Origin of the sequence: Variovorax sp. V35 (genome assembly GCF_041154465.1) — a bacterium.
Classification (GTDB): domain Bacteria; phylum Pseudomonadota; class Gammaproteobacteria; order Burkholderiales; family Burkholderiaceae_C; genus Variovorax; species Variovorax boronicumulans.
This window is the reverse complement of sequence record NZ_AP028666.1, coordinates 4,318,237-4,340,849: the sequence shown is the minus strand read 5'-3', so window position 1 is coordinate 4,340,849 and position 22,613 is coordinate 4,318,237. Positions and strand designations below refer to the sequence as shown.

General features: G+C 66.4%; 15 protein-coding genes. 10 read left to right on the top strand and 5 right to left on the bottom strand.

What is annotated here, in order from left to right:
- Positions 1 to 19 precede the first annotated feature (19 nt).
- Both ACAM42_RS20175 and ACAM42_RS20170 read right to left on the bottom strand, forming a co-directional pair.
- A complete protein-coding gene (locus ACAM42_RS20175) occupies positions 20 to 655 on the bottom strand; it encodes a response regulator transcription factor (RefSeq protein WP_056580071.1) in 636 nt (211 codons plus the stop codon).
- Complete coding sequence (locus ACAM42_RS20170; protein ID WP_062479933.1) at positions 652 to 3,192, bottom strand: PAS domain S-box protein; 2,541 nt, start codon at positions 3,190 to 3,192, stop codon at positions 652 to 654. Before ACAM42_RS20170 ends, ACAM42_RS20175 begins: the two co-directional genes overlap by 4 nt.
- 183 nt (positions 3,193 to 3,375) lie before the next feature.
- Between ACAM42_RS20170 and aceE the strand changes: the two genes are divergently transcribed.
- The 4 genes from aceE to lpdA are packed head-to-tail and all read left to right on the top strand — an operon-like array spanning position 3,376 to position 10,226.
- Positions 3,376 to 6,105, top strand: coding sequence for a pyruvate dehydrogenase (acetyl-transferring), homodimeric type (gene aceE / locus ACAM42_RS20165; protein WP_369629141.1), 2,730 nt, complete (start codon positions 3,376 to 3,378; stop codon positions 6,103 to 6,105).
- Between the two features lie 49 nt (positions 6,106 to 6,154).
- Positions 6,155 to 7,810 carry a dihydrolipoyllysine-residue acetyltransferase gene (gene aceF / locus ACAM42_RS20160; RefSeq protein WP_369629140.1) on the top strand — a complete coding sequence of 552 codons (1,656 nt, stop codon included), beginning with the start codon at positions 6,155 to 6,157 and terminating at the stop codon, positions 7,808 to 7,810.
- Positions 7,807 to 8,400: an MFS transporter gene (locus ACAM42_RS20155; protein ID WP_369629139.1), complete on the top strand. Its 594-nt coding sequence runs from the start codon at positions 7,807 to 7,809 to the stop codon at positions 8,398 to 8,400. The genes aceF and ACAM42_RS20155 overlap by 4 nt, the downstream gene beginning before the upstream one ends.
- Positions 8,397 to 10,226, top strand: a complete 1,830-nt coding sequence (lpdA, locus tag ACAM42_RS20150) for a dihydrolipoyl dehydrogenase (protein ID WP_369629138.1) — start codon at positions 8,397 to 8,399, stop codon at positions 10,224 to 10,226. Before ACAM42_RS20155 ends, lpdA begins: the two co-directional genes overlap by 4 nt.
- 97 nt (positions 10,227 to 10,323) lie before the next feature.
- Here the strand turns inward: lpdA and ACAM42_RS20145 are convergent, their stop codons facing one another.
- Positions 10,324 to 10,899 (bottom strand): C40 family peptidase, encoded by a 576-nt coding sequence (locus tag ACAM42_RS20145; RefSeq protein ID WP_062480809.1) that lies wholly within the window; start codon positions 10,897 to 10,899, stop codon positions 10,324 to 10,326.
- 322 nt (positions 10,900 to 11,221) lie between these two features.
- On the opposite strand from ACAM42_RS20145, the gene ACAM42_RS20140 reads away from it, so the two are divergent.
- Complete coding sequence (locus ACAM42_RS20140) at positions 11,222 to 12,274, top strand: PQQ-dependent sugar dehydrogenase (RefSeq protein ID WP_369632790.1); 1,053 nt, start codon at positions 11,222 to 11,224, stop codon at positions 12,272 to 12,274.
- 8 nt (positions 12,275 to 12,282) lie between these two features.
- Here the strand turns inward: ACAM42_RS20140 and ACAM42_RS20135 are convergent, their stop codons facing one another.
- Together ACAM42_RS20135 and ACAM42_RS20130 are read right to left on the bottom strand one after the other, a co-directional pair.
- A complete protein-coding gene (locus ACAM42_RS20135; protein ID WP_369629137.1) occupies positions 12,283 to 13,083 on the bottom strand; it encodes an alpha/beta hydrolase in 801 nt (266 codons plus the stop codon).
- Between the two features lie 10 nt (positions 13,084 to 13,093).
- Positions 13,094 to 14,719, bottom strand: coding sequence for a 4-hydroxyphenylacetate 3-hydroxylase family protein (locus ACAM42_RS20130; RefSeq protein WP_369629136.1), 1,626 nt, complete (start codon positions 14,717 to 14,719; stop codon positions 13,094 to 13,096).
- A gap of 127 nt (positions 14,720 to 14,846) precedes the next feature.
- On the opposite strand from ACAM42_RS20130, the gene ACAM42_RS20125 reads away from it, so the two are divergent.
- The 5 genes from ACAM42_RS20125 (at position 14,847) to odhB (ending at position 22,598) form a co-directional block, all read left to right on the top strand.
- Positions 14,847 to 15,533, top strand: a complete 687-nt coding sequence (locus tag ACAM42_RS20125; RefSeq protein ID WP_369629135.1) for a TetR/AcrR family transcriptional regulator — start codon at positions 14,847 to 14,849, stop codon at positions 15,531 to 15,533.
- Positions 15,534 to 15,545: 12 nt separating this feature from the next.
- Positions 15,546 to 16,151 carry an isochorismatase family protein gene (locus ACAM42_RS20120; RefSeq protein WP_369629134.1) on the top strand — a complete coding sequence of 202 codons (606 nt, stop codon included), beginning with the start codon at positions 15,546 to 15,548 and terminating at the stop codon, positions 16,149 to 16,151.
- Positions 16,152 to 16,301: 150 nt separating this feature from the next.
- Positions 16,302 to 18,215 carry a propionate--CoA ligase gene (locus tag ACAM42_RS20115; protein ID WP_369629133.1) on the top strand — a complete coding sequence of 638 codons (1,914 nt, stop codon included), beginning with the start codon at positions 16,302 to 16,304 and terminating at the stop codon, positions 18,213 to 18,215.
- A 195-nt stretch (positions 18,216 to 18,410) separates the two neighbouring features.
- Positions 18,411 to 21,287: a 2-oxoglutarate dehydrogenase E1 component gene (locus ACAM42_RS20110; RefSeq protein ID WP_062480820.1), complete on the top strand. Its 2,877-nt coding sequence runs from the start codon at positions 18,411 to 18,413 to the stop codon at positions 21,285 to 21,287.
- Positions 21,288 to 21,341: 54 nt separating this feature from the next.
- Positions 21,342 to 22,598 carry a 2-oxoglutarate dehydrogenase complex dihydrolipoyllysine-residue succinyltransferase gene (gene odhB / locus ACAM42_RS20105; protein ID WP_070061019.1) on the top strand — a complete coding sequence of 419 codons (1,257 nt, stop codon included), beginning with the start codon at positions 21,342 to 21,344 and terminating at the stop codon, positions 22,596 to 22,598.
- The last annotated feature ends 15 nt before the right edge of the window (positions 22,599 to 22,613 follow it).

The window sequence follows — 22,613 nt, the reverse complement described above, 5'->3', positions numbered from 1 at the left end:
TCGCAGGGATAGCTGCAGCTCAGGAGGCCTTGGCGGCTGGGGCCGCTTGCCCGAGCGCGATCTTGAGCAGATCGGCCACGGTGTTGGCGTTGAGCTTTTCCATGATGTTGGCGCGGTGCGCCTCCACCGTCTTGATGCTGATGCCCAGGTCGTCGGCGATCTGCTTGTTCAGGCGGCCGGCGACGATGCGCTCGAGCACCTGCGCCTCGCGGCCCGTGAGCTTGGACAGCAGTGCGTCGCGGCTGGCCGACTGCTGGTGCTGCGTGAAGGCGCCGCGTGCGTGCTCGAGCATGCGCTCGACCAGGGACACGAGCTCTTCGTCGTTGAAGGGCTTCTGGATGAAATCCATCGCGCCCTTCTTCATGCTGTCGACCGCCATCGGCACGTCGCCGTGGCCGGTGATGACCACGATCGGCAACGGAGAGCGCCGTTCGATCAGCCGATCCTGCAATTCGAGGCCGGTCATGCCGGCCATGCGGATATCGACGATCAGACAGGCGACTTCGCGCGGGTCGTATCGGGAGAGAAAGGATTCGGCGGACTCGAAACAGCGGACTCTGTAGTCCTTGCCTTCGAGCAGCCATTGCAGCGAATCGCGTACGGCTTCGTCGTCATCGACGACATAGACCGTGCCCTTCTTCGGAATCAAACTCATGCAGGTACCTTTGCCTCGTCGCTTGCTACGGAACTGATAGCGTCCAACACCGGAATCCAGAAGGAAAAACGGCATCCGATCACATCCGGGCCATTGTAGATGTTCTCCGCCTGCATCCGGCCGCGGTGCGACTCGACGATGGTGCGGCACAGGTTGAGGCCGATGCCCATGCCCTCGGGCTTGGTGGAGAAGAAGGCCTCGTAGAGCCGGTCCATGACCTCGGGCGAGAGGCCCTTGCCCGTGTCCTGCACCGAGAACTCGATGGCATTGTGCCCCTCGATCACCTTGGGCAGCACGCGCAGCTCGACGCTGCGGCGCGCCAGCGGGCGGTCGGCGATGTCGATGGATTCGGCCGCGTTCTTCAGCAGGTTGACCATCACCTGCTCGATGAGGATCGGGTCGACGCGTACCACCGGCAGCCGCGCGGCCACGTAGTGGTTCAGGCGCACGTTGCGCCGGCGCAGCTCGATGCCCGCGAGTTCGACCGCCTCGCTCACCATGGTGGCGACGTCGGCCGGCGTGCGATTGGGTTCGCTGCGTTTCACGAAGGAGCGGATGCGCTGGATGATCTGGCCCGCGCGCTGCGCCTGCTTCGAGGTTTTTTCGAGCGCGGCGAGCAGGGCGTCGTTGTCGATCGTCTGGCCCTTGATGCGCGACATCATCCCGTTGCAATAGTTGGCGATGGCCGTTAGCGGCTGGTTGAGCTCGTGCGCCACGCTGGAGGCCATTTCGCCCATGGTGATCAGGCGGCTCGCGGCCTGGGCCTTGTCGGCCTGCGCGGCGGCCTGCTCTTCGGCGTCGCGGCGCGGCGTGATGTCGGTGGCGATCACCAGCTGCGCCAGGCGACCGTCGACCCAGGTCAGGTAGCGCGAGCGCACCTCGAGCCACTTGCCCAGGTGCGGCACGAAGATCTCGTTGTTCGCGGTCTGGGCGGCGGTGAGGGTGTCGATGGGCAGGCCGGCGTAGGGGTCGACGTCGTCCAGGCCTTCGTCGTGCGCGTTCGACGGCGGCACGCCGGCCTGCGCCACCATGCCCAGGTGGCCCACGGTGTCGGAGCCGAACCACAGGCGGTACAGCTTGTTGGCGAACAGCAGCTCCTCGCTGCCGATGGGCGCCACCGACACGGCGGCGTCGAGCGCCTCGAGCACGGTGGTGAAGCGTTCGTACGAGGCGGACAGCTGCTCGCGGATGCGCGTCGGCTCGGTGATGTCGGTCATCGACGTCATCCAGCCGGTCTGGTGGCCGCGCGCGTCGATCAGCGGCGACACGTACAGGCGCGCGTTGAACACGCTGCCGTTCTTGCGCTTCACGCGCACCTGGAAGCCGCCGGGCAGGGCGCGGCCGTGCAGCTCTTCTTCGAGGCGCTCGTTCATCACCTCACGGTCGGATTCGAGCCAGTACGGGAAGGGCGGCGTCTGGCCGACGAGTTCGTCTTCGCTCCAGCCCGTCATGGCGCAGAACGCGGCGTTCACGTAGGTGATGCGGCCTTGCAGGTCGAGCACGCGCATGCCGGTGAGCATGGAGTTTTCCATCGCGCGGCGGAAGTTGGTCTCGGCGACCAGCCGCTGCTGCGCCTGCAGGCGGCGGCGCGTGTGGCGCCAGGTGCCGATCAGCATCCAGCTGGTCATCACGCTGAGGGCGCACACGAGCCAGAAGAGGCCGTTGCCCACCACGCCCTGCGAGGTCCGGTAGGCTTGGGCGCGCAGCATCAGCGCGTTGCCCACGGGCGACACCGGCACTTCGTATTCGTTGGTGGCCTCGGTCCAGGGCAGCAGGCGGGTGCCGCTGTTCTTCAGCGGCGTGGTGTTGCCGGCGATGACGTTGCCCTTGGCGTCGAGCAGCGACACGGCGTAGCGCGCCTGCACTTCGGAGGGCATGCCGTAGCGCAGCAGGCCGTCGATCGAGAACTCGCCGAGCACGACGCCGGCGAACAGGCCCTGGTCGAACAGCGGGATGTGCAGCTGCAGCATCGCGGCCGGTTCACCGCCGGCCACGGGCTGCGAGTACACCGGCTGGCGCAGCTCGCGCGCCAAGGCGTAGTTGCTTTCGATGTCGCCGGGGCGCAGCACGTCGCCGATCAGGTGCTGTTGTGCCGGATGCACGCTGGGCGCGGCATAGCCGGCCTTGAAGCGGCGGCGGTCGTCGATCCAGCTGATGGTCTGCAGCTCGGGGAACTGGCTCACCAGCGACTCGGCGCGGCTCGTGAACTCGACCGGATCAATCTCGCGGTTGGAGGCATCGCGCGCGATGCGCATCAGCTGTTCCTGCCGCTCCAGCAAACGCAGGCGCATGCGCTGTTGCGCGTACTCGACATCACGCCGTACCGACTCCTGCTCGCGCTCGACTTCTTCGGAGCGCAGGTACCAGAACGCCGACACGATGGCCGCGAGAAACAGCAGCACGGCCGCCATCGGCGCGAGCATCGCGACGGCGTCCTGCAGCACGGGTGTCTGCTTGCGCCACCACGTGCGCCACCAGGACAGCGGCGAGGCTTTGACGGCACTGCGGGCGACCGCGAGCGGGGAGGAAAGGGGCATGGGCGGAGTTTAGGTGATGGCCCTCCCGGGCAAGAGGCCCTGCCGGGGACGTGCTTCATTGATATTTCATAATAAGAAATCAACAAGCACTATTTGAAATAGGGAAACTTCTATGCGAAACTCCGGCGCGCTCGGTGCCCAGCGCACTAAATTACAGCCACAGCCCTAAAAGGAGAGACAAGCATGTCGGCAAATCCCGAGAACCTGTTCGGCTCGGCCGCAAACGATGCGGACGCCCAGGAGACGCGTGAATGGATGGATGCACTGTCTTCCGTCATCCAGAGCGAAGGGCCCGAGCGGGCGCACTTCCTGCTCGAACAACTGCTCGAACATGCGCGCCAGAACAGCGTCGACATGCCGTTCTCGGCCAACACCGGCTACGTGAACACCATCGAGCCGGGCGTGGAAGCCCGCAGCCCCGGCAACCTCGAGATCGAACAGCGCCTGCGCGCCTACATGCGCTGGAACGCCATGGCCATGGTGGTCAAGGCCAACCGCATCCACCCGCCCGAAGGCGGTGACCTGGGCGGACACATCGGCTCCTTCGCCTCGCTGGCCAGCATGTTCGGCGCCGGCTTCAACCACTTCTGGCACGCCGAGAGCGAAAACCACGGCGGCGACCTGCTGTACATCCAGGGCCATGTGTCGCCCGGCATCTATGCCCGCGCCTACCTCGAAGGCCGCCTCTCCGAAGACCAGCTGCTCAACTTCCGCCAGGAAGTGGACGGCAAGGGCCTGTCGAGCTACCCGCACCCCAAGCTGATGCCCGAGTTCTGGCAGTTCCCCACGGTGTCGATGGGCCTGGGCCCGCTGATGGCGATCTACCAGGCGCGCTTCCTGAAGTACCTGCACGCCCGCGGCATTGCCAACACCGAGAACCGCAAGGTCTGGGTGTTCTGTGGCGACGGCGAAATGGACGAAGTCGAATCGCTCGGCGCCATCGGCCTGGCCGCGCGCGAGAACCTCGACAACCTGATCTTCGTCATCAACTGCAACCTGCAGCGCCTGGACGGCCCGGTGCGCGGCAACGGCAAGATCATCCAGGAGCTCGAAGGCGAGTTCCGCGGCGCCAACTGGAACGTCATCAAGCTGATCTGGGGCAAGGGCTGGGACGCCCTGCTCGAGAAGGACCATGACGGCGCGCTGCGCAAGATCATGATGGAGTGCAACGACGGCGACTACCAGTCGTTCAAGGCCAACGACGGCGCCTATGTGCGCAAGAACTTCTTCGGCCGCGACCCGCGCACGCTGAAGATGGTCGAGCACCTGACCGACGACGAGGTCTGGAACCTGCAGCGCGGCGGTCACGACTCGCAGAAGGTCTACGCCGCCTTCCACGCCGCCCAGAACCACAAGGGCCAGCCGTCGGTGCTGCTCGTCAAGACCGTCAAGGGCTTCGGCATGGGCAAGATCGGCGAAGGCAAGAACACGGTCCACCAGACCAAGAAGCTCGGCGACGAAGACATCAAGGCCTTCCGCGACCGCTTCAACATCCCGATTCCCGACAGCCAGATCGCCGAGCTGCCGTTCTACAAGCCGGCCGACGACACGCCGGAAATGCGCTACCTGCATGAGCGCCGCAAGGCACTGGGCGGCTACCTGCCGCACCGCCGTGTGAAGGCCGACGAGAGCTTCACGGTGCCCTCGCTCGACACCTTCAAGGCGGTGATGGAGCCCACGGCCGAAGGCCGCGAGATCTCGACCACGCAAGCCTACGTGCGCTTCCTCACGCAGCTGCTGCGCGACAAGGCCCTGGGCCCGCGCGTGGTGCCCATCCTGGTGGACGAGGCCCGCACCTTCGGCATGGAAGGCCTGTTCCGCCAGATCGGCATCTACAACCCGCACGGTCAGCAGTACACCCCGGTCGACAAGGACCAGGTCATGTACTACAAGGAAGACAAGGCCGGCCAGATCCTGCAAGAGGGCATCAACGAAGCCGGCGGCATGTCCAGCTGGATCGCGGCGGCCACGTCGTACAGCACGAACAACCGCATCATGGTGCCGTTCTACGTGTACTACTCGATGTTCGGTTTCCAGCGCATCGGCGACCTGGCCTGGGCGGCCGGCGACATGCAGGCCCGCGGCTTCCTGCTGGGCGGCACCTCGGGGCGCACCACGCTGAACGGCGAAGGCCTGCAGCACGAAGACGGTCACAGCCATATCCTGGCCAACACCATCCCGAACTGCGTGAGCTACGACCCGACCTTCGCGCACGAAGTCGGCGTGATCCTGCACCACGGCTTGAAGCGCATGGTCGAGAAGCAGGACAACGTCTACTACTACCTGACGCTGCTCAATGAGAACTACGCGATGCCCGGCCTGCAGCCCGGCACCGAAGAGCAGATCATCAAGGGCATGTACCTGTCCAAGCAGGGCCCGGTGGTCAAGGCCGGCAAGGGCGCCAAGGAAGCACCGACCGTGCAACTGTTGGGCAGCGGCACCATCCTGCGCGAGAGCTTTGCCGCGCAGGAACTGCTCGAGAAGGAGTGGGGCGTGTCGGCTTCGGTGTGGAGCTGCCCGAGCTTCAACGAGCTGACCCGCGACGGCCAGGACGCCGACCGCTGGAACCTGCTGCATCCCGACCAGACGCCGCGCGTGCCCTTCGTGGCCGAGCAGCTGGGTGCTTCGACCGGCCCGGTGATCGCGTCGACCGACTACATGAAGGCCTACGCCGAGCAGATCCGTCCCTTCGTGCCCAAGGGCCGCAACTACAAGGTGCTGGGCACCGACGGTTTCGGTCGCAGCGACTTCCGCGCCAAGCTGCGCGAACACTTTGAGATCAATCGTCACTACATCGTCGTGGCCGCGCTCAAGGCGCTGAGCGAAGATGGCACCGTGCCGGTGGCCAAGGTGGTGGAAGCGATCAAGAAGTACGGCATCAATGTCGACAAGGTCAACCCGCTTTACGCTTGAACATCAACAACCAACGAACGAACGGCGCCTGACGGCGGGAGACAACGATATGGCAGCAGTGGAAGTGAAGGTGCCGGACATCGGCGATTTCGATGAAGTCGCGGTGATCGAGGTGCTCGTGAAGGTGGGCGACACGGTCAAGGCCGAACAGTCGCTCATCACGGTCGAATCGGACAAGGCGTCGATGGAAATCCCGTCGTCCACGGCCGGTGTGGTCAAGGAAATCAAGGTCGCCGTGGGCGACAAGGTCAAGGAAGGCTCGGTGGTGCTGGTGGTCGAGGCCGAGGGCGCGGCTGCCGCCGCCCCGGCGCCGGCCGCTGCGCCTGCTGCCGCGGCACCCGCTGCGGCGGTTGCCGCGCCTGCGCCCGCCGCAGCCGCACCGGCGGCCTCGGGCCCGGTCGACATCAAGGTGCCGGACATCGGCGACTTCAAGGACGTCGCGGTCATCGAGCTGCTGGTGAAGGTGGGTGACACCATCGCCGCCGAGCAGTCGCTCATCACGGTGGAGTCGGACAAGGCCTCGATGGAAATCCCGTCGTCGGCTGCCGGCGTGCTGAAGGAACTCAAGGTCAAGGTCGGCGACACCGTCAACATCGGCGATCTGATCGCGGTGCTCGAAGGCGCCGCAGGTGCCGCGGCACCAGCACCCGCGCCGGCACAGGCTGCGGCTGCCGCGCCCGCCGCAGCAACCGCCAGCGCACCTGCGCCGGCCGCCGCAGCACCTGCTGCAGCCGCCCCGGCCCACCAGCCGACGTCGGCCCCCACCGGCAGCCTGCCGCACGCCTCGCCCTCGGTGCGCAAGTTCGCGCGCGAACTCGGCGTGCCGCTCGAAGAGGTCAAGGGGTCCGGTCTCAAGGGCCGCATCACGCAGGAAGACGTCCAGAACTTCACCAAGGCCGTGATGAGCGGCCAGGCCAGCACCAAGGCCTCGGCGGCCAAGGCGCCGGCCGGTGGTGGTGGCGACGGCGCGGCGCTGGGCCTCATCCCGTGGCCCAAGGTCGACTTCACGAAGTTCGGCACCGTCGAGCGCAAGGACCTGTCGCGCATCAAGAAGCTCAGCGGCGCGAACCTGCACCGCAACTGGGTGATGATCCCGCACGTCACCAACAACGACGAAGCCGACATCACCGAGCTCGAGGCCTTCCGCGTCTCCACCAACAAGGAGAATGAGAAGTCGGGCATCAAGGTGACGATGCTCGCCTTCGTGATCAAGGCGGTGGTCGCGGCGCTGAAGAAATTCCCCGACTTCAACACCAGCCTGGACGGCGACCAGCTCGTCTACAAGCAGTACTACAACATCGGCTTCGCGGCCGACACGCCCAACGGGCTCGTGGTGCCGGTGCTGAAAGACGCCGACAAGAAGGGCATCCTGCAGATCAGCGCCGAGATGGGCGAACTCGCCAAGAAGGCGCGCGACGGCAAGCTCGGCTCGGCCGACATGCAGGGCGGCTGCTTCTCGATCAGCTCGCTCGGCGGCATCGGCGGTACGCACTTCACGCCCATCATCAACGCCCCCGAAGTGGCCATCCTCGGCCTCTCCAAGGGCCAGATGAAGCCGGTGTGGGACGGCAAGCAGTTCGTGCCGCGTCTCACGCTGCCGCTGTCGCTGTCGTACGACCACCGCGTGATCGATGGCGCCCTGGCTGCGCGTTTCAACGCCTACCTGGGGCAAGTGCTCGCAGACTACCGTCGCATCCTGCTATGACCACGGTTGTGGCCGTCCGAAAGGGTGGCCAGGTCACGATGGCGGCCGATTCGCTGGTGACCTTCGGCGACACGCGCATGTCGCACAACGCCGAAGCGAACCAGAAGATCTTCACCGTCGAGGATGCCGCGGGCCAGAGCCTGTTCGCGGTGGCGGGCGCCGCCGCGCACCAGCTGGTGCTCCAGCATGCGCTGGCGGCCCAGCCGCGCGAGGCGCTGCAGTTCGGCAGCAAGCACGAGGTGTTCCACACCTTCACGCTGCTGCATCCGGTGCTGAAGGACTCGTTCTTCATGCAGACCAAGGAAGACGAGCACGAGCCCTACGAGTCCAGCCAGTTCACCATGCTGCTGGCCAACCCGAGTGGCATCTACGGCATCTACAGCTACCGCGAGGTGTTCGAGTTCAAGCAGTACTGGGCCATCGGCTCGGGACGCAGCTTTGCGCTCGGCGCCATGCACGCGGCCTATGACAACAAGTCGCGCACAGCGCGCGACGTGGCGGAGGCGGGCATCGCCGCCGCCTGCGAATTCGATCGCAATTCGGCCCTGCCGGCCGACGTTCTCACACTCAAACTGAAAGTGTCCAAATGAGCGAACAACACATCAAGGTGCCGGACATCGGCGACTTCGACGAAGTCGCGGTGATCGAGGTGCTGGTCAACGTCGGCGACACGGTCAAGGCCGAGCAGTCGCTCATCACGGTCGAATCGGACAAGGCTTCGATGGAAATTCCGTCCTCGGCCGCCGGCGTGGTGAAGTCGCTGGCCGTGAAGGTGGGCGACAAGGTCAAGGAAGGCTCGGTCGTGCTGACGCTCGAGGTCGACGGGGCTGCTGCGCCTGCGCCGGCTGCTGCAGCGCCCGCACCTGCGGCGGCAGCTGCGCCCGCGCCCAAGGCGGCTGCACCGGCCCCCGCCGCGGCAGCGCCCGTGGCGGCATCCAGCTACGGCGGCAAGGTCGATGTCGAGTGCGACGTGGTCGTGCTCGGCGCTGGCCCCGGCGGCTACTCGGCCGCCTTCCGCGCGGCCGACCTCGGCCTGAAGGTCGTGCTGATCGAACGCTACGCCACCCTCGGCGGCGTGTGCCTGAACGTCGGCTGCATTCCCTCGAAGGCGCTGCTGCACGTCGCTTCCGTCATGGACGAGGTGAAGCACTTCGCCGACCTGGGCGTGAGCTTCGCCGCGCCCACGGTCGACCGCGCCAAGCTGCTCGGCCACAAGAACAAGGTGGTGGGCAAGCTCACCGGCGGCCTCACGGCCATGGCCAAGATGCGCAAGGTGACGGTGCTGCGCGGCGTCGGCAACTTCATCGACCCGTACCACCTGGAAGTCGAAGAGACCTCCGGCACGAGCTGGGACACCACGGGCAAGAAGCAGACCGTCAAGTTCCGCAACGCGATCATCGCGGCCGGCTCGCAGTCGGTCAGCCTGCCCTTCATGCCGAAGGACCCGCGCGTGGTCGACTCGACCGGCGCGCTCGAAATGGGCACCGACCCCAAGCGCATGCTGGTGCTGGGCGGCGGCATCATCGGCCTCGAGATGGGCACCGTGTACTCGACGCTGGGCGCGCGCCTCGACGTGGTCGAGATGCTCGACGGCCTCATGCAGGGCGCCGACCGCGACCTCGTGAAGGTCTGGCAGAAGATGAACGCGCCGCGCTTCGACAACATCATGCTCAAGACCAAGACGGTCGGCGCCGAAGCCACGAAGGAAGGCATCAAGGTCACCTTCGAGGGCGAGAACGCGCCGAAGGAACCGCAGGTGTACGACCTCGTGCTGCAGGCCGTGGGCCGCAGCCCCAACGGCAAGAAGATCGGTGCCGAGAAGGCCGGCATCACGGTGAGCGACCGCGGCTTCATTCCGGTCGACATCCAGATGCGCACCAACGTGCCGCACATCTTCGCGATCGGCGACATCGTGGGCCAGCCCATGCTGGCGCACAAGGCGGTGCACGAGGCGCATGTGGCGGCCGAAGTGATCGCCGGCGAGCAGAAGGGCGACAAGGAGCTGTCCAGCGCCGCCTTCAACGCCCGCGTGATCCCCAGCGTGGCCTACACCGACCCCGAAGTGGCATGGGTCGGTCTCACGGAAGACCAGGCCAAGGCCGAAGGCATCAAGGTCAAGAAGGGCCACTTCCCGTGGACCGCATCGGGCCGCGCCATTGCCAACGGCCGCGACGAAGGCTTCACCAAGCTGCTGTTCGACGCCGAGACGCACCGCATCCTGGGTGGCGGCATCGTCGGCACGCATGCCGGCGACATGATCGGCGAGATCGCGCTGGCCATCGAGATGGGCGCGGACGAGATCGACATCGGCAAGACCATCCACCCGCACCCGACGCTGGGCGAAAGCATCGGCATGGCGGCGGAAGTGGCGCACGGTACGTGTACCGACCTGCCGCCGGCGAAGAAGGCGGCCTGATCGATAGGCGCTACGGCGCCCTATGGCGCCGATCGAGCGCCCACAAAAAATCCCGCCGCGGCGGGATTTTTTTCGTCCGGGATTCGGGGAAATCGAATCAGTCGCTGGCGGTGCCCATGGCCGCTGCCTTGACCTCGTCGCCCTGGCCGCTGAGCACGCGGCGGGCGCCGTCGAAGCGGCGCTGCCAGTAGCTGCCGTTCATGTCTTCGACACGGACCTGGGCACCGGAGCGGGGGGAATGGATGAACTTGCCTTCGCCGACGTAGATGCCGACGTGGCTGAAGGTGCGGCGCATGGTGTTGAAGAACACGAGGTCGCCGGGCTTGAGCTGGCTGCGGTCGATCTTCTCGGTGGCGGCGGCCTGTTCTTCGGCACGGCGCGGGAGCACGTGGCCCACCGTTTGGTTGTACATGGCGCGGACGAAGCCGCTGCAATCGAAGCCGGATTCGGCGGTGTTGCCGCCACGGCGGTAGGGGACGCCGAGGAACCCGATGGCGGTCACGACGAGGTCGGACGTGCGCTCTGCGACGGTCTGGCGAACCTGATGGAACTGGCCGACCAGGCCGCGTTCGGCAAGGATTCGGTCCATCTCATCCGATCGATCCTGTTGAGGGGGGGCGGCGTGGACGGCCACGGCGAACAGGAGGGATACGGGTAGGACGAAAAAACGCATGGCGCGTAGGATATTGATGACGCGCAGTTATGTCAATTTAATCTGAATTGTTGAATGCGTGCGTAAACCATTGATTTACATGGATTTTTTCGATCCGGCGGAAGAAAAAATGTAACGGTGAACGTTTATGCGGCATAAGGATTCGAATGTAAACACCTCGGCTGATATGACTTCGAAGTATTAAAAGTCGACATATGCATTCCATTTGTTGTCAAGACATCCTCAAATTCAGGAAATCTTCATGAACTTGCGAAATCGTTCCTTTCTTCGCTCCCTGGGGAGCCTCTTGGTGCTCGCGGGTTGTGGCCTGGCTGGCGCGGCCATGGCGCAGGTGCGTGCCGAAACCGTCGCTTCCGGTCTTGAAAACCCCTGGGGCGTCGCCTTCCTGCCGGAGGGCCGTTTCGTGGTTACCGAGAAGCCCGGCCGCCTGCGGTTGGTGGCGGCCGACGGCAAGCTGGGCACGCCGATCCAGGGCCTGCCGCCCATCGCGGCGGGCGGGCAGGGCGGGCTGCTCGACGTGCTGGCCGACAGCGGCTTCGCGCAGAACCGCACCCTGTACTTTTGTTATTCGGAACCCGAGGCGGCCGGCGGATCGGCCAACAGCACCGCGCTCGCACGCGCCCGCCTGTCGGCCGACGGCACGGCGCTGGAAGCATTGAAGGTCATCTTCAGCCAGAAGCCCAAGGTCGCGAGCCGCGCGCACTTCGGCTGCCGCATCGTCGAGGCCCGCGACGGCAACCTCTTCCTCACGCTCGGCGACCGCTTCAGCCGCAAGGAAGACGCGCAGACGCTCGACAACCACCACGGCAAGGTGGTGCGCATCGCCAAGGACGGCAGCGTGCCGAAAGACAACCCCTTCGTCGGCAAGCCGGGTGCGCTGCCCGAGATCTGGAGCTACGGCCATCGCAACAGCCAGGGCGCGACGCTCGCGCCCGATGGCCGCTTCTGGATGACGGAGCACGGCCCGCAGGGCGGCGACGAGATCAACATCCCGCGTGCCGGCGTCAACCACGGCTGGCCGGTCATCACTTATGGCGAGAACTACGGCGGCGGCAAGATCGGCGAGGGCATCACCCGCAAGGACGGCATGGAACAGCCGCTGCACTACTGGGTGCCGTCGATCGCGCCCTCGGGCATGGCCTTCCTCACCAGCGACCGCTATGGCGCCGGCTGGAAGGGCAACCTGTTCGTGGGCTCGCTGAAGTTCGGCTATCTCGACCGCATCGAACTGAAGGACGACAAGGTCGTCGCCGAGCACAAGCTGCTGGCCGACGGCCGGGCCCGCATCCGCGACGTGAAGCAGGGGCCCGACGGCCTGCTCTATGTGCTCACCGACGAGTCCGACGGCAAGCTGCTGCGCCTGCGGCCGAACTGACCGACGCCTCAGCCCGGGCAGCCCGGCAGCGGCAGCGTCGGCAGGAGGCGGCGCCAGAGCCGCCGCCACTCGGGCCAGTCGTGCCCGCCCTCGGTCGTGACCACGCGTTCCGCCGGCAGCGCCCCGGCCAGCAGCCGGTGGCTGAAGGCGAAGCGGTCGTCGAGCGCGTAGCCCAGGTACAGCGGCGGCCGGTCGCCGAAGGTGCGGGTGTGGCCGACGTAGCCGCGCAGCCATTGCCACAGTTGCGTGTCGCTGGGCGTGCGTGGGTCGCTGCCGGGTGGCGCTTCGAGCGGGCCGCGCCAGCGCGCCACGCCGCCGGCATTGGCGATGTCCTGGCTCAGCACGCGTTCGCCCAGGTAGGGCGCCAGCACGACCAGGCCGGCGAGGTCGCCGGGGTGCGTTTGGGCATACAGCAGTCCGCCGAAACCGCCGACCGAGATGCCTGCGATCCAGATCGCCTTGTAGCCCTGGCGGCGCGCCGGTGCGATCACGTCCCGATCCAGCCGGTCGAGGATGGTCTTGTTGCGGTAGTAGCCCATGTGGGCATCGACGCGCAGGGTGTCGACCGCGAGCCGGCTCTCGTTCAGTGCGTCGATGAAGCCTTCGCGCACGAACTCCTCGGGTGCCGAGTAGGCGCCGGGCAGCAGCACGATCAGCGTGTCGGCGCTGCGGGTGCAACTGCTCTTTTCCAGCGTGGTGGCCAGCGGCGCCTCGGCGGCGCGCAACCCGCCGCAGCCGGCGAGCAGCAGCAGCGAGGCGGCACCGAGGAGCAGGGCGAGGCGGTGGCGCAGGAGCGACAGGGTCTGCATCCGCCGGAGTCTAGGTGCGCGACACCGGAATTGGCAGGTCGACCATCACGGGTTGTCCTGGCACGGTACAGCCGGTGTCGCAGCACTTGCCGGGCTGGCGGTTCTTCGTGATGGCGCGGCGCGGGTCGTGCGGCGCGGCGGCCGGCGTGCCGTCGGCCGCGATGCCGCGCTCGAGCAGCCGCTCGACCAGCTCGACCTTCGAGCCGACCGGGTAGTTGCGCCAGATCTCCTGCTTCATCGCCGCCGGCGAGCCGCCGCCGTGCAGGCTGATCACGCTGTACCAGCCGCCCTGATAGCCGGCCGTCAGGTCTTCGATGAAGCGGGCCGTCTCGATGCGCTGTTCGTAGGGAATGGCGGGGTTGGCGCGCAGCACGTCGGACAGCCGCGCCGCCGTCTCGGGGTTGTGGTCTTCGTCCGGGCCGGGCAGGGTGACGATCAGGCCGCCGCTCACGTAGTGCGCGATGCGGTGCATGTCGTAGATCTTCGTGGCCAGCAGCAGCTTGCCGATGTTGCTGAACACCGGGTCGGGCATGAAGACCTCGCAGTGGTCGTCGGCCTTGCCGTAGACGCTGGCGGCCACGCCGCAGGCAAAGAAGCTCTCGGTGATGGTGATGAGCTCGACCATCTGCTCGCGCAGGTGGCTCTCCTTGCCGGGGTCGAAGCCGTTGGCCTCGCACATCAGCGCACCGGCGCCGATCAGCAGGTCGCCGAAGCCGGCGCGGGCCGCGATGCAGCTGTGGCGGTGGTGCGTGGCGTAGCTGTAGGTCAGGTGGCCCGAGTGCTCCCATTCGCCGGCATAGAACACGCGCTCCCACGGCACGAACACCCGGTCGAACATGCACACGCCGGTGCTCTGGCCGTACTTGCGGCTGAAGAGCGCATCGCCGTGCTCGAGCTTTTCGCCGGGTCGACCGGCCGGCCGCGCGACGATGCTGAGTCCGGGCGCGTCGAGCGGCACGGCGCAGCAGACGGCGAAGTCGGCGTCTTCCTTGCCCATGTTGCGGCAGGGCATGACCAGCAGTTCGTGTACATAGGGCGCGCCGGTCACGATGGCCTTGGTGCCCGAGATGACGATGCCGCGCGCGTTGCGCTCGACCACGTGCAGGTAGCTGTCGACGTTCGCCTGCTCGTGCGGCCGGCGGCTGCGATCGCCCTTGGCGTCGGTCATGGCGACGCCCAGGGTCAGGTCCTGGTCCTGGATGCGGTGCAGGTAATTGAGAAAGCGCGCGGTGTGCTCGGTGCTGCCGCGCGCGTCGTCGATGCGCGCCGACACCTGCGCGATGGCGTTGAGCGCGTCGTGCGTCAGGTAGCGCTGGGCGCAGCCGGTTTCCTGGCAGACCAGTCGCACGGCCTCGAGCTTGTTGAGCAGGTCGCCCGAGCTCGTGTTGATGTGCGAAAGGCGGTTCACCCGCTTGCCGCTGGTGTGCTGCACGGCGGTCATGAGCGGCGCGTACTCGGACTTCAGCGCGTGGTCGTAGGTGAGGGCGATGGCGTTGATGCCCGGCTGGAAGGCGGGCTCGTCGGCCACGCTGGCGACGCGGCGGCCGTCGACGAACACGGTGGGCGTGTAGCGGCGCAGCGATTCACGGTAGTCGGCGCCGGACATGAGGAGGGCGTCGGAAGGCGGGGCATTCATGCGTGTTGTCTCCAGGGGCTCGTGGGGATTTCTTGACCGTTGGCTCGAAGATTTAAACACTGTTCAATTTGTAGATCAACGTTTGAAAAATTGATCGACGACCAGATCGAGGGCTATAGTCCCGCCCATGCACGCCAAGCTCCAACGCCGCCAGACCCTCACCGACGCCCGCCGTGCCCTGGTGCTCGACGCCGCCCGAACGGTGTTCGCCGAGGCGGGCATCGAGGGCGCGAGCATCCGGGAAATCGCGAAGAAGGCCGGCTACACGCCGGGCGCCATCTATTCGTACTTCGAGAGCAAGGAGGCGATCTACGCGGCCTTGCTGGACGAGTCGCTGCTGCGCCTGCAGGCCGCGGTGGCCGAGGTGGCGGTGTCCGAGGTCCGGCCCGAGCAGACCCTGGCCGCCAAGGCCCAGGCCTGGTTCGACTTCTATGCGGCGAACCCGCGCGACCTCGACCTCGGCTTCTATCTGGTGCACGGCATGCGGCCCCGAGGGCTCACGCACGCGCTCGACCACGAACTGAACGACCGCCTCTACGACGCCCTGCGCCCCTGCGAGGAAGCGCTGCTGGCGTTGGGCCTCGATGCCGACCTCGCGCAGCAGGAGAACACGGCGCTGTTCGCGCACGGCGTCGGCCTGCTGCTGATGCAGCACACGGGGCGCATCCGCATGTTCAGGCAGTCGGCCGATGCGCTGTTCAAGACCTACCTCGCGCAGCTGGTGCAGCGATCTTCCCCTGTGGCAACGGCGGACGATCCCGCGAAACCCGCGCTTTTCGGTGGTACGGTTCAGCCCAGTTCAACCGATACCTGAAAGAAGAAGTCCATGCTGCTCGACGCCACGCAATCCCAACTCGTCCTGGTCGATTACCAGGCGCGGCTGATGCCGGCGATCTTCGAAGCCGAGGCGGCAGCGCGCAACGCGGCGCGCCTGGGCCAGATGGCGCAATGGGTCGACGTGCCGGTCTGGGGCACCGAGCAGAACCCGTCCAAGCTGGGCGAGAACCTGCCCGAGATCCGCGCCTTCTGCCGCAAGACGCTGGCCAAGATGCATTTCAGCGGCGTGGAAGAGGGGCTCGGCGAATGGCTGCGTCCGCCCGCCAAGGCGGCGCCGCAGGGCAACGCCCGCAGCCTGCCCAAGCACCTGCAGAAGCCCCCGGCCGCGGCCGAAGAGCGCAACACCATCGTCATCGCCGGCTGCGAAGCCCACGTCTGCCTGTTGCAGACCGCGCTCGACCTGCTCGAGGACGAGTTCGACGTGTGGGTCGTCACCGACGCCTGCAGCTCGCGCACCGAGCGCAACCGCGACGCCGCTTTCGACCGCCTGGCCGGCGCTGGCGCCGAGCTCGTGACCACCGAGATGGTCGGCTTCGAGTGGCTGCGCACCGCCGAGCACCCGGCGTTCCGCGACCTGCAGGCGCTGATCCGCTGATCTACTGAACTGCTGTCGAGGGGTGGCTCGGCAAGGGGGCCGCCCGGATTGCCGCGGCTGTCAGCTTCCCGCAAGATCGGTTCCCATAATTATGAATTCAGTTTCGGCGTGAGTCCGGAACGGCATCCATAAAACAGGAGACAGATCCCGATGAGCCGCTATGAAGAGTTCTACCGCCAGTCCGTCGACGCGCCCGAGGCCTTCTGGGCCGAGCAGGCGAAGTTGATCGACTGGCACACACCCGCGCAGCAGATCCTCGACGCCAGCCAGCCGCCGTTTGCGCGCTGGTTCGTCGGTGGCACCACCAACCTGTGCCACAACGCCGTCGACCGGCACCTGGCCGATCGGGGCGACCAGCCGGCGCTGATCTTCGTGTCGACCGAGACCGGCACCGAGAAAAGCTACAGCTTCGCCGAGCTGCATGCCGAGGTGCAGCGCACTGCCGCCAGCCTCGTCGAACTGGGCGTGGGCAAGGGCGACCGCGTGCTCATCTACATGCCGATGATTCCCGAGGCCGCCTTCGCGATGCTGGCCTGCGCGCGCATCGGGGCCATCCACTGCGTGGTGTTCGGCGGCTTCGCCAGCGGCTCGCTGGCCACCCGCATCGAGGACGCCGAGCCCAAGGTGGTCGTGAGCGCCGACGCCGGTTCGCGCGGCGGCAAGGTCATCGCGTACAAGCCGCTGCTCGACGAAGCCATCCGCCTGTCGAAGCACAAGCCCGAGGCCGTGCTGCTGACCGACCGCGGCCTGGCGCCGATGACGCTGGTGGCCGGCCGCGACCATCTGGCGGGCGAGCTGAGGCACAAGCACCTGGATGCACAGGTGCCCTGCACCTGGCTGGCCTCGACCGACATCAGCTACACGATCTACACGAGCGGCACCACCGGCAAGCCCAAGGGCGTGCAGCGCGACGTGGGCGGCTACGCCGTGGCGCTGGCCGCGAGCATGAAGCACATCTTCGACGGCCGGCCCGGCGAAACCTACTTTTCGACCAGCGACATCGGCTGGGTGGTGGGTCACAGCTACATCGTCTACGGCCCGCTGATCGCGGGCATGGCGACCATCATGTACGAGGGCCTGCCCACGCAGGGCATCGACCAGCAGCCCGACGGCGGCATCTGGTGGCGCCTGGTCGAGAAGTACAAGGTGACCGTGATGTTCAGCGCGCCCACCGCCGTGCGCGTGCTCAAGAAACAAGACCCGGCGCTTCTCAAGAAGTACGACCTGTCGACCCTGCGCGCGCTGTTCCTGGCCGGCGAGCCGCTGGACGAACCGACCGCGCGCTGGATCAGCGACGGCCTGGGCGTGCCGATCATCGACAACTACTGGCAGACCGAGTCGGGCTGGCCGATGATCACCATCGCCAACGGCGTGGAAGCCAAGCCCAGCAAGTTCGGCAGCCCCGGCGTGCCGATGTACGGCTACCGCATCAAGATCCTGCACGAGTCGACCGGCGAGGAACTCACCGGCGCGAACGAGAAGGGCGTGGTCGTGGTCGAGGGCCCAACGCCGCCCGGCTTCATGCAGACCGTGTGGAAGGACGATGCGCGCTTTGTCAATACGTACTGGAAGAGCGTGCCGGGCAAGATGGTCTATTCGACCTTCGACTGGGGCATCCGTGACGCCGACGGCTACTTCTACATCCTGGGCCGCACCGACGACGTGATCAACGTCGCCGGCCACCGCCTGGGCACCCGCGAGATCGAGGAGAGCATCTCGGGCCATGCCAACGTGGCCGAGGTGGCGGTGGTCGGCGTGGCCGACACGCTCAAGGGGCAGGTGGCGATGGCCTTCGTCGTGCCGAAGGACGGCCTGGCCGTGACCGATGCCGACGCGGCGCTCAAGCTCGAGGGCGAAATCATGAAGGTTGTGGCCGACCAACTCGGCGCCCTGGCGCGGCCTGCGCGCGTGCGCTTCGTGAGCGGCCTGCCCAAGACCCGCAGCGGCAAGCTGCTGCGCCGGGCGATCCAGGCCGTCTGCGAGCAGCGCGACCCGGGCGACCTGACCACCATCGACGATCCGGCCACGCTGCAGCAGATCAAACAGTTACTGTCCGCCACCTGACCGCAGGCGCGAATCGGGGTAGGGTTGCGGGCCTTGCGCAGCCGCGTTCTGTCGTCATATGGTTGACGTGGCACAATGCCAAGGTACTCAGGCCCTTCCCCAGCCACAGTCGCATCCGCCAATCGGTCCAGCCGTGTCGCGGAAGGTTTCTTAACCAACTCGTGCTTCCTCCAGGGAAGCGAAGGTCAGCGGATCATGAGCGATTCCTCTACGCCCACGGCGTACACCGCCTATCAAGGCAATACCTACCTCTTCGGCGGCAATGCGCCCTATGTCGAGGAGATGTACGAAAACTACCTCGCCAACCCCGGCAGCGTTCCCGACAACTGGCGCACGTACTTCGACGCCCTGCAGAACGTTCCCGCCGCCGACGGCACCAGCGCCCGCGACGTCCCCCACCTGCCGGTCATCAACGCCTTCGCCGAACTGGCCAAGCAGGGCACGACCCGTGTCGTGCAGGCCAGCGGCGCCGACTCCGAACTCGGCCGCAAGCGCACGGCAGTCCAGCAGCTGATTGCCGCCTACCGCAACGTCGGCGCCCGCTGGGCCGACCTCGACCCGCTCAAGCGCGCCGAGCGTCCCGCCATTCCGGAACTCGAGCCCTCGTTCTACGGTTTTGCCGACGCCGACCTCGAGACGGTGTTCAACACCAGCAACACCTTCTTCGGCAAAGAGACCATGTCGCTGCGCGACCTGCTCAATGCCCTGCGTGAAACGTACTGCGGCACGATGGGTGCCGAGTACATGTACACCACCGATCAGAACCACAAGCGCTGGTGGCAGCAGAAGCTCGAAAGCGCCCGCACGAACCCGAAGCTCAGCGCCGAGCAGAAGAAGCACGTGCTGAATCGCCTGACGGCCGCCGAAGGCCTCGAGCGTTTCCTGCACACCAAGTACGTCGGCCAGAAGCGCTTCTCGCTCGAAGGCGGCGAAAGCTTCATCGTCGCGATGGACGAGCTGATCAACCAGGCCGGCGTCAAGGGCGTGCAGGAAATCGTGATCGGCATGGCCCACCGCGGCCGCCTGAACGTGCTGGTGAACTCGCTGGGCAAGATGCCCGCCGACCTGTTCGCCGAGTTCGACCACACCGCCCCCGAAGACCTGCCCAGCGGCGACGTCAAGTACCACCAGGGCTTCAGCTCGGACGTGACCACCCCCGGCGGCCCGGTCCACCTGAGCCTGGCGTTCAACCCCTCGCACCTGGAAATCGTGAACCCCGTGGTCGAAGGCTCGGTGCGCGCCCGCATGGACCGCCGCGGCGACCCGCTGGGCAAGCAGGTGCTGCCCGTGATCGTGCACGGCGATGCCGCCTTCGCAGGCCAGGGCGTCGTGATGGAAACGCTGGCACTGGCCGAAACCCGTGGTTATTCCACCGGCGGCACGGTGCACATCGTGATCAACAACCAGATCGGCTTCACCACCAGCGACCCGCGCGACAGCCGCTCGACGCTGTACTGCTCGGACATCGTCAAGATGATCGAAGCGCCGGTGCTGCACGTGAACGGCGACGACCCCGAAGCCGTGGTGCTCGCCACCCAGTTCGCTCTTGATTTCCGCATGGAATTCCAGAAGGACGTGGTCGTCGACATCATCTGCTTCCGCAAGCTGGGCCACAACGAGCAGGACACGCCGTCGCTCACCCAGCCGCTGATGTACAAGAAGATCGCGGCCCACCCCGGCACGCGCAAGCTGTACGCCGACAAGCTGGCCGCGCAAGGCCTGGGCGACACGCTCGGTGACGACATGGTCAAGGCGCAGCGCGCCGCCTTCGACGAAGGCAAGAACACCGTCGACCCCGTGCTCACCAACTTCAAGAGCAAGTACGCCGTCGACTGGAGCCCGTACCTCAACAAGAAGTGGACCGACGCCGGCGACACCGCCATTCCCTCCGCCGAGTGGAAGCGCCTGGCCGAACGCATCACCAAGGCACCCGAGAACTTCACCGTGCACCCGCTCGTGAAGAAGGTGCTGGACGACCGCGCCGCCATGGGCCGTGGCGACGTCAACGTCGACTGGGGCATGGGCGAGCATATGGCCTTCGCCTCGCTGGTGGCCAGCGGCTACCCGGTGCGCCTGTCGGGTGAAGACTCGGGCCGCGGCACGTTCACGCACCGCCACGCCGTGCTGCACGACCAGAACCGCGAGAAGTTCGACACCGGCACCTACACGCCGCTGCAGAACGTGGCCGAGAACCAGGCCCCGTTCGTCGTCATCGACTCGATCCTGTCCGAAGAAGCCGTGCTGGCCTTCGAATACGGCTACGCCTCGAACGACCCCAACACGCTCGTCATCTGGGAAGCCCAGTTCGGCGACTTTGTGAACGGTGCGCAAGTGGTGATCGACCAGTTCATCGCCTCGGGCGAAGTGAAGTGGGGCCGCGTCAACGGCATCACGATGATGCTGCCGCACGGCTACGAAGGCCAGGGCCCCGAGCACAGCTCGGCCCGCTTGGAGCGCTTCATGCAGCTGAGCGCCGACACCAACATGCAGGTGGTGCAGCCCACCACGGCCAGCCAGATCTTCCACATCCTGCGCCGCCAGATGGTGCGCAACCTGCGCAAGCCGCTGATCATCCTCACGCCCAAGTCGCTGCTGCGCAACAAGGACGCGACCTCGCCGCTGTCCGAGTTCACCAAGGGCAGCTTCCAGACGGTCATTCCCGACAGCAAGGGCTTGAAGGCCGAGAAGGTCAAGCGCCTGATCGCCTGCTCGGGCAAGGTCTACTACGACCTGGCCAAGAAGCGCGAAGAGCAGGGCAGCGACGACGTGGCGATCATCCGCGTCGAGCAGCTCTACCCGTTCCCGCACAAGGCGTTCGCCGCCGAGGTCAAGAAGTACCCCAACCTCGTGGACATCGTGTGGTGCCAGGACGAGCCGCAGAACCAGGGCGCCTGGTTCTTCGTGCAGCACTACATCCACGAAAACATGCAGGAAGGCCAGAAGCTCGGCTACTCCGGCCGTGCCGCCTCGGCATCGCCGGCCGTCGGCTACTCGCACCTGCACCAGGAACAGCAGAAGGCGCTGGTCGATGGCGCATTTGGCAAGCTCAAGGGCTTCGTGCTGACCAAGTAAGAACCGTCCCTTTTCACACGAACACCCTCAAGAACAAAACGGAGCTCACTCCAAATGTCTATCGTAGAAGTCAAAGTCCCCCAGCTTTCCGAATCCGTGGCCGAGGCCACCATGCTCACGTGGAAGAAGAAAGCCGGCGAAGCCGTCGCCGTCGATGAAATCCTGATCGAGATCGAAACCGACAAGGTCGTGCTCGAAGTGCCGGCACCCTCGGCCGGCGTGCTGGTCGAGATCGTTCAGCCCGACGGCGCCACCGTGGTGGCCGAGCAGCTGATCGCCAAGATCGACACCGACGGCAAGGCCGCCGCCGCGGCACCCGCTGCTGCAGCAGCCCCCGCCGCCGCACCGGCCGCTGCTGCTCCCGCAGCGGCAGCCGCCGCTACCGGTGGTTCGAAGGCCGACGTCGCCATGCCCGCCGCTGCCAAGCTGCTGGCGGACAACAACCTGAAGACCAGCGACGTGGCCGGCACGGGCAAGGACGGCCGCGTGACCAAGGGCGACGTGCTCGGCGCCGTGGCTGCCGGCGCCAAGCCTGCCGCCACCATCGCCGCACCGGCTGCCAAGCCCGCGTTGCAACAGGTGGCTGCGCCCGCCGCGCCTGACCTGGGCGAGCGTCCGGAACAGCGCGTGCCGATGAGCCGCCTGCGCGCCCGCATCGCCGAGCGCCTGATCCAGTCGCAATCGACCAACGCCATCCTGACCACCTTCAACGAAGTGAACATGGCCCCGGTCATGGACCTGCGCAAGAAGTTCCAGGACGCGTTCACCAAGGAACACGGCGTGAAGCTCGGCTTCATGAGCTTCTTCGTGAAGGCCGCGGTGCACGCGCTGAAGAAGTACCCGGTGCTCAACGCCTCGGTCGACGGCAACGACATCCTGTACCACGGCTACTTCGACATCGGCATTGCCGTTGGTTCGCCGCGCGGCCTGGTGGTGCCCATCCTGCGCAATGCAGACCAGATGAGCTTCGCCGACATCGAGAAGAAGATCGCCGAGTACGGCAAGAAGGCACAAGACGGCAAGCTGGGCATCGAAGAAATGACCGGCGGCACGTTCTCGATCTCGAACGGCGGCACCTTCGGCTCGATGCTCTCGACCCCGATCATCAACCCGCCCCAGTCGGCCATCCTGGGCGTGCACGCCACCAAGGACCGCGCCGTGGTCGAAAACGGCCAGATCGTCGTTCGCCCGATGAACTACCTCGCCATGAGCTACGACCACCGCATCATCGACGGCCGCGAAGCCGTGCTGGGCCTGGTCGCCATGAAGGAAGCGCTGGAAGATCCGTCGCGCCTGCTGTTCGACATCTGATCCGGGGAGCAAGAA

Excerpts from the sequence above, each read along its gene's own strand:
- ACAM42_RS20140 (WP_369632790.1), top strand. The coding sequence starts at position 11,222 with ATGGCGCAGGTGCGTGCCGAAACCGTCGCTTCCGGTCTTGAAAACCCC.
- ACAM42_RS20110 (WP_062480820.1), top strand. The coding sequence starts at position 18,411 with ATGAGCGATTCCTCTACGCCCACGGCGTACACCGCCTATCAAGGCAAT.
- ACAM42_RS20155 (WP_369629139.1), top strand. The coding sequence starts at position 7,807 with ATGACCACGGTTGTGGCCGTCCGAAAGGGTGGCCAGGTCACGATGGCG.
- aceF (WP_369629140.1), top strand. The coding sequence starts at position 6,155 with ATGGCAGCAGTGGAAGTGAAGGTGCCGGACATCGGCGATTTCGATGAA.
- ACAM42_RS20120 (WP_369629134.1), top strand. The coding sequence starts at position 15,546 with ATGCTGCTCGACGCCACGCAATCCCAACTCGTCCTGGTCGATTACCAG.
- lpdA (WP_369629138.1), top strand. The coding sequence starts at position 8,397 with ATGAGCGAACAACACATCAAGGTGCCGGACATCGGCGACTTCGACGAA.
- ACAM42_RS20115 (WP_369629133.1), top strand. The coding sequence starts at position 16,302 with ATGAGCCGCTATGAAGAGTTCTACCGCCAGTCCGTCGACGCGCCCGAG.
- ACAM42_RS20175 (WP_056580071.1), bottom strand. The coding sequence starts at position 655 with ATGAGTTTGATTCCGAAGAAGGGCACGGTCTATGTCGTCGATGACGAC.
- ACAM42_RS20125 (WP_369629135.1), top strand. The coding sequence starts at position 14,847 with ATGCACGCCAAGCTCCAACGCCGCCAGACCCTCACCGACGCCCGCCGT.
- aceE (WP_369629141.1), top strand. The coding sequence starts at position 3,376 with ATGTCGGCAAATCCCGAGAACCTGTTCGGCTCGGCCGCAAACGATGCG.
- ACAM42_RS20130 (WP_369629136.1), bottom strand. The coding sequence starts at position 14,719 with ATGAATGCCCCGCCTTCCGACGCCCTCCTCATGTCCGGCGCCGACTAC.
- ACAM42_RS20170 (WP_062479933.1), bottom strand. The coding sequence starts at position 3,192 with ATGCCCCTTTCCTCCCCGCTCGCGGTCGCCCGCAGTGCCGTCAAAGCC.
- ACAM42_RS20135 (WP_369629137.1), bottom strand. The coding sequence starts at position 13,083 with ATGCAGACCCTGTCGCTCCTGCGCCACCGCCTCGCCCTGCTCCTCGGT.
- ACAM42_RS20145 (WP_062480809.1), bottom strand. The coding sequence starts at position 10,899 with ATGCGTTTTTTCGTCCTACCCGTATCCCTCCTGTTCGCCGTGGCCGTC.
- odhB (WP_070061019.1), top strand. The coding sequence starts at position 21,342 with ATGTCTATCGTAGAAGTCAAAGTCCCCCAGCTTTCCGAATCCGTGGCC.